General features: G+C 67.0%; 12 protein-coding genes. 10 read left to right on the top strand and 2 right to left on the bottom strand.

The window, feature by feature from the left end; translation table 11 throughout:
* The first annotated feature begins 15 nt into the window (after nucleotides 1–15).
* The 9 genes from KBW98_RS01845 (at nucleotide 16) to KBW98_RS01805 (ending at nucleotide 9,477) form a co-directional block, all read left to right on the top strand.
* Nucleotides 16–423: a hypothetical protein gene (locus KBW98_RS01845; RefSeq protein WP_211518382.1), complete on the top strand. Its 408-nt coding sequence runs from the start codon at nucleotides 16–18 to the stop codon at nucleotides 421–423.
* 184 nt (nucleotides 424–607) lie between these two features.
* A complete protein-coding gene (locus tag KBW98_RS01840; protein WP_211518381.1) occupies nucleotides 608–1,876 on the top strand; it encodes an efflux RND transporter periplasmic adaptor subunit in 1,269 nt (422 codons plus the stop codon).
* A 39-nt stretch (nucleotides 1,877–1,915) separates the two neighbouring features.
* A complete protein-coding gene (locus tag KBW98_RS01835; protein ID WP_211518380.1) occupies nucleotides 1,916–2,626 on the top strand; it encodes an ABC transporter ATP-binding protein in 711 nt (236 codons plus the stop codon).
* A gap of 9 nt (nucleotides 2,627–2,635) precedes the next feature.
* The gene (locus KBW98_RS01830) at nucleotides 2,636–3,946 is read left to right on the top strand and encodes an ABC transporter permease (RefSeq protein ID WP_211518379.1); all 1,311 of its coding nucleotides are present in this window, start codon (nucleotides 2,636–2,638) and stop codon (nucleotides 3,944–3,946) included.
* Between the two features lie 31 nt (nucleotides 3,947–3,977).
* The gene (locus tag KBW98_RS01825; RefSeq protein WP_211518378.1) at nucleotides 3,978–5,210 is read left to right on the top strand and encodes an ABC transporter permease; all 1,233 of its coding nucleotides are present in this window, start codon (nucleotides 3,978–3,980) and stop codon (nucleotides 5,208–5,210) included.
* A 29-nt stretch (nucleotides 5,211–5,239) separates the two neighbouring features.
* Entirely contained in the window at nucleotides 5,240–6,574 is a 1,335-nt protein-coding gene (locus KBW98_RS01820; protein ID WP_211518377.1) for a sigma-54 dependent transcriptional regulator, read from the top strand.
* On the top strand, nucleotides 6,571–7,941 hold the full coding sequence (locus KBW98_RS01815) for a PAS domain-containing sensor histidine kinase (RefSeq protein ID WP_211518376.1): 1,371 nt from the start codon (nucleotides 6,571–6,573) through the stop codon (nucleotides 7,939–7,941). The genes KBW98_RS01820 and KBW98_RS01815 overlap by 4 nt, the downstream gene beginning before the upstream one ends.
* Nucleotides 7,935–8,534, top strand: coding sequence for a glutathione S-transferase family protein (locus KBW98_RS01810; RefSeq protein WP_211518375.1), 600 nt, complete (start codon nucleotides 7,935–7,937; stop codon nucleotides 8,532–8,534). The genes KBW98_RS01815 and KBW98_RS01810 overlap by 7 nt, the downstream gene beginning before the upstream one ends.
* A gap of 160 nt (nucleotides 8,535–8,694) precedes the next feature.
* Nucleotides 8,695–9,477, top strand: coding sequence for a spermidine synthase (locus KBW98_RS01805; RefSeq protein ID WP_211518374.1), 783 nt, complete (start codon nucleotides 8,695–8,697; stop codon nucleotides 9,475–9,477).
* Here KBW98_RS01805 and KBW98_RS01800 read toward each other — a convergent pair.
* Nucleotides 9,437–9,979 carry a hypothetical protein gene (locus KBW98_RS01800; protein ID WP_211518373.1) on the bottom strand — a complete coding sequence of 181 codons (543 nt, stop codon included), beginning with the start codon at nucleotides 9,977–9,979 and terminating at the stop codon, nucleotides 9,437–9,439. The two genes, KBW98_RS01805 and KBW98_RS01800, sit on opposite strands and share 41 nt — an antisense overlap.
* A 3-nt stretch (nucleotides 9,980–9,982) precedes the next feature.
* The gene (locus tag KBW98_RS01795; RefSeq protein WP_211518372.1) at nucleotides 9,983–10,180 is read right to left on the bottom strand and encodes a hypothetical protein; all 198 of its coding nucleotides are present in this window, start codon (nucleotides 10,178–10,180) and stop codon (nucleotides 9,983–9,985) included.
* A gap of 422 nt (nucleotides 10,181–10,602) precedes the next feature.
* On the opposite strand from KBW98_RS01795, the gene KBW98_RS01790 reads away from it, so the two are divergent.
* Nucleotides 10,603–13,020 (top strand): TonB-dependent siderophore receptor, encoded by a 2,418-nt coding sequence (locus tag KBW98_RS01790; protein ID WP_211518371.1) that lies wholly within the window; start codon nucleotides 10,603–10,605, stop codon nucleotides 13,018–13,020.
* Nucleotides 13,021–13,085: the final 65 nt, after the last annotated feature.

The raw sequence follows: 13,085 nt of genomic DNA, 5'->3' as shown, positions 1-13,085 counted from the left end.
CATTTAGGAATAACAATGAAGATGCATCTCATCCATGCAGCGCTGTGCGCAGGCCTGGCCTGCGCCGCGAGCGCCAACGCCCAAGTCGTCGTCGTCGTCAACGCCGCCAACCCGGTATCGGCCCTGACCCAGGAACAGATCAGCGAACTCTACCTGGGCAAGTCGAAGGACCTGACGCCGATTGACCAGGTCAAGGATTCGGACGCCCAGCGCGAATTCCTCGACAAAGTCGTGTCCAAGAAGTCTCCGCAATACGAGGCGGTCTGGGCCAAGCTGGAATTCTCGGGCAAGGGCATCCGTCCCAAGACCTATCCGTCGGACGCCGCCGTCAAGAAGGCGCTGGCCGCCGACCGCAATGCGATCGGCTACATCGACAAGTCCTCGGTCGACGGCAACGTCAAGGTCGTCCACCCGCAGAGCTGATCCCCAACGGCCGCGTCCGGCGGCCGTCCCGCGCTGTCCGCCGCTGTCCGCGCAGCTTGGCGCGGACAGCGCGGACACTGGTCCCCTTCCCCGTTCTTCCTTTCAATTCAAGCGCTTAGCCAAATAACAAGGCCTGGCACGGATCGTGCAGTAAAGACAGCATTCTGTCGTTACTGGACACCCCATGATCCGAGATACCTCACAACAAGACGCCGTCATCGCCCCGCCGCCGGCGCAGAAACTCAAGCGCCGCGCCCTCATCGGCGGCGTCGCCGTCGCCGTGGTCGCCCTCAGCGCCTTCCTCATGTCCGCCTGGAACAGCAGCGAGCACTCGGTGTCCGGCGAGCGCCTGCGCATCGCCGAAGTCGGCCGCGGCACCCTGGTGCGCGACGCCTCGGTCAACGGCCGCGTGGTGGCCGCCGTCAGCCCGACCTTGTATTCCACCTCCCCGGCCACCGTCAACCTGAAGGTCGCCGCCGGCGACACCGTCAAGAAGGGCGACGTGCTGGCCGTGCTCGAGTCGCCCGACCTGAGCGATGAACTCAAGCGCGAAGTGTCGAGCTACGAACAGCTCAAGGCCGAGGTGGCGCGCCAGCAGATCCTGGCGCGCAAGCAGAAGCTGCTGGCCCAGCGCGAAGCCGACACCGCCGAGATCGAGCGCCTGTCGGCCCAGCGCACCCTGGAACGCTACGAGAGCGTGGCCCAGGTGGGCATCATCGCCAAGATCGACTACCAGAAGGCCAAGGACGCGCTGAACTCGGCCCAGATCCGCGCCCGCCACGCCGCCCAGGCGGCCAGCCTGGAAGGCGACGACGTGCAGCTGGCCCTCAAGACCAAGGTCAACGAACTGGAACGCCAGCGCCTGTCGCTGGCCAACGCCCAGCGCCGCGTGGACGAGCTGACCGTGCGCGCGCCGGTCGACGGCTTCATCGGCACCCTCAACGTCCAGAACCGCATGGTGGTGGCCGCCAATGCGCCGCTGATGACCCTGGTCGACCTGTCCAAGCTCGAGGTCGAGCTGGAAGTGCCGGAAACCTATGTGGCCGACCTCGGCCTGGGCATGAACGCCGAAATCACGCTGCCGAGCGGGAAAGCCACCGGCAAGCTATCCGCCCTGTCGCCCGAAGTGGTCAAGAACCAGGTGCTGGCGCGCGTGCGCTTCGACGGCGAGCAGCCCAAGGGCCTGCGCCAGAGCCAGCGCGTCACCGCCCGCCTCCTGATCGAGGAAAAGCCGAACGTCGTGATGCTGCCGCGCGGCCCCTTCGTCGAGAGCGAAGGCGGACGCCACGCCTACGTGGTGCAGGACGGCGTGGCCGTGCGCACCCCGATCCAGCTGGGCGCCACCAGCATCTCGGCCGTCGAGATCATCTCGGGCCTGAAGCCGGGCGACAAGGTCGTCATCTCCGGCACCGATACCTTCAACAACGCGAACCGCATATCAATCAACCGCTGATCAACCGCTGAACCAGACAAGACAAACAAGGAGAAACCCATGCTGCGCATGACCAACCTGAGCAAGGTGTACCGCACCCACATGATCGAAACCCACGCGCTGCGCGGCTTCGAGATCGAAGTCAAGCAGGGCGAGTTCGTGACCGTCACCGGCCCTTCGGGCTCGGGCAAGACCAGCTTCCTGAACATCGCCGGCCTGCTCGAGGAATTCACCTCGGGCGAGTACATCCTGGACGGCGTCAACGTCAAGGGCCTGGACGACACCGCCCGCTCGCGCCTGCGCAACGAGAAGCTCGGCTTCATCTTCCAGGGCTTCAACCTGATCCCCGACCTGAACCTGTTCGACAACGTCGACGTGCCGCTGCGCTACCGCGGATTCAACGCCAAGGAACGCAAGGAGCGCATCGAGGACGCCCTGTCCAAGGTCGGCCTGGCCTCGCGCATGAAGCATTTCCCGGCCGAGCTGTCGGGCGGCCAGCAGCAGCGCGTGGCGATCGCGCGCGCCCTGGCCGGCTCGCCCAAGCTGCTGCTGGCCGACGAACCGACCGGCAACCTGGACACCCAAATGGCGCGCGGCGTGATGGAGCTGCTGGAAGAGATCAACGCGGCCGGCACCACCATCCTGATGGTGACCCACGATCCGGAACTGGCGGTGCGCACCACCCGCAACGTGCACATCATCGACGGCCAGGTCTCGGACCTGGTGCGCAAGGGCCCGACCCTGGTCGACACCAAGACCGCCAACGCCTGAGGAAGCGCCATGTTCTCCTACTACTTCAAGCTCGGCGTGCGCAGCCTGCGCCGCAACCCCGCCCTGACCGCGCTGATGGTGCTGACCCTGGCGATCGGCGTGGCCGCCAGCGTGTCCACGCTGACCATCCTGCACGTGATGTCGGGCGACCCGATTCCCGAGAAGAGCGACCGCCTGTTCGTGCCGCACGTCGACAACGGTCCCGTCGAAGGCTGGGTGCCGAGCGACGGCCCCAACGACGACCAGCTCAGCTACCTCGACACCATGAACCTGCTCAAGAGCGGCCAGGGCGAGCGCCGTACTGCCATGTACGGCGTCGAGGTGCCGGTCGAGCCGCCGCGCAGCGACATCCCGGCCTTCACCGCCAACGGCATGGCGCCGACGCGCGATTTCTTCGCCATGTTCAACGTGCCCTTCCTGCACGGCCAGGCCTGGACCGAAAGCGACGACACGCGCGGCGCCGACGTCGTGGTGCTGGGCCGCGCCACCGCCGAGAAGCTGTTCGGCGACGCCAACCCGGTCGGCAAGCAGCTGCGCATGCTGGGTTTCCCCTTCACCGTGGTGGGCGTGATCGACAAGTGGGCCCCGGCGCCGCGCTACTACAAGCTGATCGGCGGCAGCCGCTTCGGCACCGGCGAGGAATTCTTCATTCCCTTCGCCAGCGCGATCCGCCACGAGATCGCCCACAGCGGCAGCATGAATTGCAGCGCCAACCGCGACCCGGGCTGGGCCAACCTCCTGATCTCAGAATGCACCTGGATCCAGTTCTGGTTCGAGACCCGATCAAGCGCCGAGCGCGCCGACCTGCAATCCTGGCTCGACAGCTATGCCGGCGAGCAGCGCAAGCTGGGCCGCCTGAAGCGCAACGCGCCGAACAAGCTGTACAACGTGATGGAATGGATGGAACAGCTCAAGGTGGTCGGCAAGGACAGCAAACTGTCGGCCTGGCTGGCCTTCGGCTTCCTGATCCTGTGCCTGGTGAACACCATCGGCCTGCTGCTGGCGAAGTTCTCGGTGCGCGCTTCCGAAGTGGGCATCCGGCGCGCCCTGGGCGCCTCGCGCGGCGACATCTTCCGCCAGTTCCTGATCGAGTCGAGCGTGATCGGCCTGGTCGGCGGCGTGCTGGGCCTGGTGCTGGCCTTCGGCGCCCTGGCCCTGATCGGCATGCAGAGCAAGGGCATGGCGATGATCGCCCGCATGGACTGGCAGATGCTGATCCTGACCTTCATCATGTCGGTCACCGCCGCCATCATCGCGGGGCTGCTGCCGACCTGGCGCGCTTGCCAGGTGACGCCGGCGATCCAGCTCAAGTCGCAATAATCTAGATGAACGCATCCTGAAAGAGACCATCATGGAAATCCGTCCTATCCTGTCCGCCATGCTGCGCAACAAGACCGGCCCGATCCTGGTCGCGCTGCAGGTGGCGCTGAGCCTGGGCATCCTGGCCAACTCCCTGCACATCGTGAACGAGCGGCGCGAAGTGGTCGCCCGCCCGTCCGGCCTGTCCGACGAGGCCTCGACCTTCTACTTCACAGTCCGTAACCTCAACAACGACGGCCCCGAGCAGCAGCTGGCCACCATGAAGCGCGAGGCCGACGTGCTGCGCGCGGTGCCTGGCGTGGTGGCGGTCGCCAACGTGACCCAGATGCCGCTGTCGCGCAGCGGCAGCAACAGCAGCGTGGCCCTGGACCAGCGCCAGGAGCGCGAAAGCGCGATCGCCTCGCAGTACGTGTCGGGCGACTCGCTGGTCAAGGCCTATGGCCTGAAGATCGTCGATGGCCGCGACTTCCTGCCCAACGAGTACGTCGAGGTCAACGAGAACGAGCAGCGCGAGCTGCCCAAGCACCTGATCATCTCCAAGCCCCTGGCCGACAAGCTGTGGCCGGGCCAGTCGGCGATCGGCAAGACCATGTTCTTCGGCACCGGCGAAGGTTCGCAGGGCACCCAGATCGTGGGCGTGGTCGAGCGCCTGCAGTCGGCCCACGCCGAAGTGGGCGAGCGCGGCGACTTCGCGGTGCACATCCCGGCGCGCCTGTACGGCAACCCGGGCGCGCTGTATTCGGTGCGCACCGAACCAGGCCAGCGCGACCGCGTGATCAAGGACGCCGAGGAAGCCCTGCGCAAGTCCTCGGCCACCCCGATCATCCTGGAGACCAAGACCGTCGAGGAAGACCGCAAGAACCGCTACCGCGCCGACATGGCCCTGTCGTGGATGCTGATCACGGTCAGCGTGCTGCTGCTCCTGATCACCTGCTCGGGCATCGTCGGCATGGCCAGCCTGTGGGTCACCCAGCGCCGCAAGCAGATCGGCGTGCGCCGCGCCCTGGGCGCCCGCAAGCTCGACATCCTGCGCTACTTCATCATGGAGAACTTCATGATCACCAGCGCGGGCGTGTTCGGCGGCGTATTGTTCGGGATCGGCCTGAACCACCTCCTGGTGAGCAAGCTGGAGATGGCGCGCCTGCCCATGCCCTACCTGATCGGCGGCGCCATCGTGTTCTGGGCGCTCGGCATCCTGGCGGCCTACGGCCCGGCCTGGCGCGCGGCCAGCATCTCGCCGGCCATGGCCACCCGCAGTGCCTGAGCTCCCATAGCAATGCTATGCTAGCGGCCATGCCTACCGTTCTCATTATTGACGACAACGCCGCCGTCGCGATCGCGCTCGAAGTGCTGTTCTCGCTGCACGACATCGCGGCGCTGCGCGCGGCCTCACCCGAGGAAGGCCTGGCGGTGCTGGCCCGCCAGCCGGTGGACCTGGTGATCCAGGACATGAACTTCACCGCCGACACCACCTCGGGCGAGGAAGGCGTGGCCCTGTTCCGCGAGATCCGCCGCCGCCATCCGGACCTGCCGGTGATCCTGCTGACCGCCTGGACCCACCTGGACGCGGCAGTCGACCTCGTGAAAGCGGGGGCGGCCGATTACCTGTCCAAGCCCTGGAACGACGAGCGCCTGCTGGCCACCGTCACCAACCTGATCGAGCTGGGCCAGGCCAACCGGGCCCTCACCTCGCGCCTGCAGCGCGAACGGCGCGCCAAGCGCGAACTGGAGCAGAACTTCGACCTGCGCGGCCTGGTGTGGCAAGACCCGGCCACCGAACGCGTGCTGCACCTGGCCTGCCAGGTGGCGCGCGCCGACGTGCCGGTCCTGATCACCGGCCCGAACGGCACCGGCAAGGAACGCATCGCGGAGATCATCCAGGCCAACTCGCAGGTGCCGGACGGGCCCTTCGTGGTGCTCAACTGCGGCGCCCTGCCCTCCGAACTGATCGAGGCCGAGCTGTTCGGCGCCGACGCGGGCGCCTACACCGGCGCCTCGAAGGCGCGCGAGGGCAAGTTCGAGGCGGCCGACGGCGGCACCCTCTTCCTCGACGAGATCGGCAACCTGCCGCTGGCCGGCCAGATGAAGCTGCTGCGCGTGCTGGAAACCGGCCGCTTCGAGCGCCTGGGATCGAACCGCGAGCGCCAGGTGAAGGTGCGCGTGATCAGCGCCACCAATGCGGACCTCGGCGCCATGATCCGCGCGGGCAGCTTCCGCGAAGACCTCTACTACCGCCTGAACGTGATCGAGCTGCGCCTGCCGCCGCTGGCGGCGCGTCCGGGCGACATCCTGCCGCTGGCGCTGTCCTTCCTCCCGCGCGGCAAGCACCTGCATCCGTCCGCCGAAGCGGCGCTGCTGGCCCATACCTGGCCCGGCAACGTGCGCGAACTGAAGAACGTGATGGCGCGCGCCAGCCTGCTGGCCCAGGGTGAGCTGATCATGGTGGCCGACCTCGGCCTGCCGGCCGCGCCCGCGGCGGCCAACGAGACGGAACCCGACCGCGAAGCCATCGCCCAGGCGCTGGCGCGCGCGGGCGGCGTGGTGGCCCAGGCCGCCCTCGAACTCGGCCTGTCGCGCCAGGCGCTGTACCGCCGCATGGAGCGGCTGGGCATCGCCAGGTCCGCATGAGCGCGGGCCCGCGGCCGAAGGGCTTCCGGCTCTCGCTCGTCACGCGCTGGTCGGCCCTGGTCGGCACCCTGCTGGCGCTGGGCATCCTGATCGCCATCGGCCTCGACACCCTGTTCCCCGACAGTCCGCTGCTGGTGTTCTCGGTTTGCCTGCTGGCGGTGGTGCCGATCGCGATCATCACCATCCGTTCCCAGATCCAGCCCATCCTGTCGCTGTTCCGCGCGCTCGAGGGCACGGTGACCAGCTACCGCGACGGCGATTTTTCCTTCAGCCTGCACTGGCAGCACAACGACGAGCTGGCCGACCTGATCGCCGCCCACAACGACCTGGGCAAGGTATTGCGCGAGCAGCGCCTGGGCCTGGTGCAGCGCGAGCTGCTGCTCGACACCATGGTCCAGAACACGCCGGTGGCGATGCTGCTGGTGGCCGATTCGGCGGGCAGCCGCGGCACCATCGTCTACGCTAATCTAGCGGCGCGCCAGCTGCTGTCCAGCGGGCGCAAGCTGGAGGGCCACCAGCTCAGGGACATCCTGGACGGCGCCACGCCGGCCCTGCGCGAAGCGGTGGCGCGCGGCGGCGACGGCCTGTTCACGGCCGGCGAGGCCGAGGACGAGGAGGTGTATCACCTGGCGCGCAGCGCCTTCACCCTGAACGGCCGCCGCCACGAACTGCTGCTGCTGCGCCACCTGACCACCGAACTGCGGCGCCAGGAAGTGCAGACCTGGAAGAAGGTGATCCGCGTGATCAGCCATGAACTGAACAATTCGCTGGCGCCGCTGGCGTCGCTCGCCCACTCGGGCGCGGAGCTGGTGCGGCGCGGGCAACCCGAGCGCCTGCCGCAGATCCTGGAAACCATCGGCGAGCGCACCCGCCACCTGGAGAGCTTCATCCTGGGCTACGCGCGCTTCGCCAAGCTGCCCACGCCGAGGCTGGAAGCCTGCTCCTGGGCGGCGCTGGTGGCGCGCCTGGGCGACCAGGTACTGTTCCGCACAAGCGGCGAGCTGCCGCCGGAACCGGCCTGGATCGACGCGGCGCAACTGGAGCAGGCCCTGCTCAACCTCCTGAAGAACGCCCACGAATCGGGTTCCGCGCCGGAAGACGTGGAGCTGCAGGTACGCCGCGTGCAGGATCTGCTGCGCATCGACGTGATGGACCGCGGCAGCGGCATGAGCGACGCCGTACTGGCCAACGCCCTCGTGCCCTTCTATTCGACCAAGCGCAGCGGCACCGGACTGGGGCTGGCGCTGGCGCGCGAGATCGCCGAGGCGCACGGCGGGCGCATCAGCCTGGCCAACCGCGAAGGCGGCGGCCTGGCCGTGACCCTGATCCTGCCGGCCCTGCCGGCGCCGATGGAGAATGCATGCTGACGATTATCGGAAAAGCCGGCTCGATCAACGTGCGCAAGGTATTGTGGACCTGCGCCGTCCTCGGACTACCCTATCGGCGCGAGGAGTGGAACGAGGAACATGCTGCGCTCAATCCCAACCGCATGGTGCCGGTGCTGGTGGATGAGGACTTCGTGCTGTGGGAATCGAACACGATCTGCCGCTACCTGGCCGGCCGATATGGCGGCGCGGCGCTGCTGCCGCGCGATCCGCAGGAGCGTGCCCAGGTCGAGCAGTGGATGGACTGGCAGGCAACCGAATTGAACACGGCCTGGCGCTACGCCTTCATGGCGCTGGTGCGCGCCAGCCCGGCGCACCGGGACCCGGCGCAGGTCGAGGCCAGTATCGTGGCCTGGAACCGTCTGGTCGGGCTGCTCGATGCGCGGCTGGGGCAGACCGGGGCCTATGTGGCCGGGGAGCGTTTCACTCTTGCGGATATCGTGCTTGGCGTCTCGGTCAACCGCTGGCTGATGACGCCGATGCAGCGGCCCGGCTATCCGCAGGTGGACGCCTGGTATGCGCGGCTGGCAGCGCATGCAGGGTTTAGTGAACACTGCGCGAACGGCACGCCCTGATGCGTATTCCGTCGTAGGGTTGGCGGCTCTGCCGCCGACGCGGCGATGGTTGGCGGCAAAATCATCCGGCATGCCATCGGCGCCGATGCCAATCACCGGGACGCCTGCTGCCGCGTCGGCGGGAAACCCGCCGACCCTACGGTCTGGTAAGCTTTCGGCCATGCCACCCAAGTCCCCCCGCAGCATCGATCCCCGCTTCGCCCAGCCCGGCCACCCTCCCGCCACCATCGACGAATTCGAGGGCGTGCGCTTCCTCCACCTCGGCACCTCCTGGGTCCAGGGCGCGATGCGCCTGTCCAAGCCCAATGCGATCGAGCTCGAATACGTGCAGATGATGATGATGTGGACCCTGTTCCAGGACGCGCCGCGCCACATCGTGCAGCTGGGCCTGGGCAGCGCGGCCCTGACCAAGTTCTGCTATCAGCGCTTTCCCGCGGCGCGGGTCACGGCGGTGGAGCTCAATCCCAATGTGATCGCGATCTGCCGCGCCTTGTTCGGCCTGCCGGAGGACGACGCGCGCCTGAAGGTGCGCGAGATGAACGCCCTCGACTTCGTGCTCGACCAGGCCAACCACGGCACGGTGGACGTGCTGCAGGTCGACCTGTACGACGAGGAGGCGCGCGGCCCGGTGCTGGACACGCCCGAGTTCTACCAGGCCTGCCACGACTGCCTGAAGGAGGGCGGCATCATGACCACCAATGTGTTCGGCGAGTTCAGCAACTACGACAAGAATTTGCTGGCGATGGAAGCCGTGTTCGACGCGGTGGTCTGGCTGCCCGAGGTGCACGATGCGAACATCGTGGTGCTGGCCTTCAAGAACGCGCCCGAGCTGGACTTTTCCGTGCTCTACGAGCGCGCCGCCGAGATCAAGCGGCGCCTGAACCTGCCGGCCAAGAACTGGGTCAATGGGCTGAAGGAGTGGATGCGCGACCACCAGGGCTGACCGCGCGCCGGGCCGCTCCCGCCGTGGCGCCGGCGACGGCGGCCAGCGACGGCCTTCCTCGGCGCGACAGCGAGGGCGCGCCCAGTTCCGAGGCGGGCACCGGCAAGCCGAGCACGGCGAACACGTCGCCGTCCGGCTCGCGCTCCAGCGCCAGCACCGGGAACACGCGCTCCAGGTTCGCATACTTGGCCCAGGCGCCCGCGCCGCGCTGGCGCGACGGCGGCACCGACATCGCCGCATACGCCTTGGCCCCGTTCTCGACCGCGGCCAGGCTCCAGACCCGGCCCTGGTAGGCGTCCGCGCCGGAGCGCTCGTGCTGGGCGCGCTCGAAACACAGTACCCGCAAGTGGGCGCCAGGCAGCGGATGCTCGCGCAGGCGCTGGTTGGGCGCATGCCACAACTGCATCAGCACGATGCCGGACGGCCCGAACGCATCCCAGGCGTCTTCCAGGCTGCCGTAATGCTCGAGACCATATCGTTTGCAGAGCTGAGTGATGTTCATGGGCTAGTCGTTTCTTCGGTGTTGGCGCCGCTCCCTGCTGCGACGCGCTCCGGGCCCCTGCATGGCGCGCAGGAGGATGTCCCGGGAGACGTTGCAGCTGTCGAGATACACCATGCCCGCGCCGATGCCGCGTGTCTCGGCCAGAAACAACGCATATTCGGTGGCGAGCGCGGTCCGCTCGTCGGTTCTTCGCTGGGTCATGATGTGGCTGCAAAAACAGGTACTGCACGCTGCCGTCCCCATGCTGGCCGGACGGCGAATCCAGGTCGGCGGAGCATGCCCCGCCTGGCCGGATACCCCCCGATTTCGGTACCGGCTTGTTGTTCATCGTATATCGTTCTTTTCGCGCACCATTGAGAATCTTGTTAGCGAACGTAACAAGCAGATGGCCAAGGGGTGATCCCGCTTTGCAGCACTTTCGGCGTGCTTTTTCTACCCAGGCTTCATAGTTGGGCGCTAACACATGAAATACGTGGCTTTTGCGCTACATCTATGCAAGGAAGAGACATTTGTACTTACCACTTTGCATGAGAAAAGCTTTCTTCTCTATAACTCATTGTTAATATTAAATTGCGTCTTAGTAATTTGGACGAGACAACAACACAACGCAAAAAGGATTGAGGATGACGAAGAAGAAACTGCCACAACGCGCCCTGTTGGCGACCGCCCTCATGGCGGCTCTGGCACCTGTAGCCGCTCAACAAGCGGACGAAGGCGTAGCCCAGGTCGTGGTCCTGGGTTCGCGTACCCAGGCCAAGACCGCACTCGACACGGCGGTGCCGGTCGGCCTGATCGGCTCCAAGGACCTGCAATCCGCGGGCTCGCTGGAACTCGGCAAGATCCTGCAAGACCTCGACCCTTCGTTCAACTTCACCTCCACCTTCATCAGCGACGGCACCGACATCATCCGCCCGGCCACCCTGCGCGGCCTGGGGCCGGACCAGCTGCTGGTGCTCGTCAACGGCAAGCGCCGCCACCAGCAGGCGCTGGTGAACGTGCAGCAGACCATCGGCCGCGGCTCGGCCGGCACCGACATCAACGCGATCCCGCTGTCGGCGATCCAGTCGATCGAAGTGCTGCGCGACGGCGCGGCCGCGCAGTACGGCTCGGACGCGATCTCGGGCGTGATCAACATCATCCTGAAGAAGGGCGCCCAGGGCAACATCAGCGCCAGCGCCGGCACCACCGACGAGGGCGACGGCGACACCGTCTCGCTGAGCGCGCACAAGGGCATCAACTTCGGGGAAGGCGGCTACTTCAACCTGTCGGTCGAAGGCCGCGACCGCGAAGAAACCAACCGCGCCGGCGTCGACACCCTGCGCGTGGATCCGCCGCGCGTGACCCAGCGCATCGGCGATTCGGACGCCAAGGACTACTACCTGTGGGCCAACTCCGCCCTGCCGACCGCCGGCGGCGAGTTCTACGTGTTCGGCGGCGCCTCCAAGCGCAAGGGCGACTCCTCGGGCTTCTTCCGCTCGGCGGGCGACGACCGCAACGTCCCGGCGATCTACCCGAACGGCTTCCTGCCGAACATCATCACCACCGTCAAGGACGCCTCGATCTCGGCCGGCTACCGCCACGACCTGTCGGGCGACTGGAGCGCCGACATCAGCCTGACCCACGGCCGCAGCCAGCTCCAGTTCCACGAGCGCAACTCGATCAACGTCAGCTACTACTACGAGAACGGCTCCTCGCCGCTGGAAGCCGACACCGGCACCCTGAAGTTCGACCAGACCACCTTCAACCTCGACTTCAAGGGTTCGGTGGACTTCATGGGCGGCCCGCTGTACGTGGGCACCGGCTTCGAATGGCGCCAGGATAACTACGAGATCGAAGCGGGCGACCCGGTCTCCTACCAGTACGGCCGCACCAACAACCCGGCGATCGTCATCCGCAACCAGAACGGCGGCATCGCGGCATCCGGCATCCAGGGCTTCCCGGGCTACACCCCGGGCACCGCCGTGGACGACGGCCGCCACAATACCGCGCTCTACCTGGACCTGGAACGCAAGTGGGGCGATACCTTCTCGGCCGGCGCCGCCGTCCGCCACGAGCGCTACTCTGACTTCGGCAGCACCACCACCGGCAAGCTGAGCGCGCGCTGGGATCCGAGCCGCACCCTCGGCCTGCGCGGCAGCCTGTCGACCGGCTTCCGTGCGCCGGGCGTGCAGCAGAAGTTCTACAGCTCGGTCTCGACCAACCTGAACGCCGCCGGCGTGCTGACCGAGACCCTGACCGCGCGCGAGAACAGCGCCGTCACCCGCGCCTTCGGCATCGAGCCGCTGAAGGAAGAAACCTCGAAGAGCGTGAGCTTCGGCGCGATCCTGCGTCCGGCCCAGGGCCTGTCGGTGACCGCCGACGTGTACCGCATCAAGATCGACGACCGCATCGTCTTCTCGAGCACCATTTCGCCTGAGTCGGGTGCCTGCGCGACCGCCGCGGCCTGCCCGATCAAGGCGATCCTGGATCCGCTGCGCGTGGGCCAGGCCCAGTTCTTCACCAACGCTATCGACACCACCACCACCGGTTTCGACCTGGTGGCCCAGCAGACCATCAAGGGCCAGGGCTCGACCCTGGTGCTGTCCGGCCAGCTCGGCTTCAACAAGACCGAAGTCGACAACCGCCGTTCGCAGTCGCCGGTCCTGACCGGTTCCCAGCTGTTCGACGACACCCAGGTGACCCTGATCGAGAAAGGCCAGCCACGCCAGCACCACGTGGTGGCCGCCGACTGGACCACCGGTCCGTGGAACGTGACGGCGCGCGCCAACTACTTCGGCGAAGTGGAAGGCCAGGGCTTCACCCCGGGCTTCATCCAGACCTGGGAAGCGAAGTGGATCGTCGACCTGACCGGCCGCTATGCGTTCAACAAGAACCTGAGCCTGACCGCCGGCGTGAACAACCTGTTCGACACCTACCCGACCAAGTGGGATCCGGTCAAGGCGGCGCCGTTCCCGCAGCTGGGCTTCACCCACTGCTGGGAAACCTGCCCGTTCGGCATCAACGGCCGTTCGTTCTACGTGAAGGCGGACTACAACTTCTAAGCCCGATGGAGGCGTGGGCGGTTTCGCCGTCCACGCCAAGCGCATCTCGACGCCGGCCTTGCGCC

This window comes from Massilia sp. ST3, assembly GCF_018119405.1.
In the GTDB taxonomy this organism is placed as follows: domain Bacteria; phylum Pseudomonadota; class Gammaproteobacteria; order Burkholderiales; family Burkholderiaceae_D; genus Telluria.
Note: the sequence above shows the minus strand (reverse complement) of the source record. Positions and strands in the feature narration are given on the sequence as shown.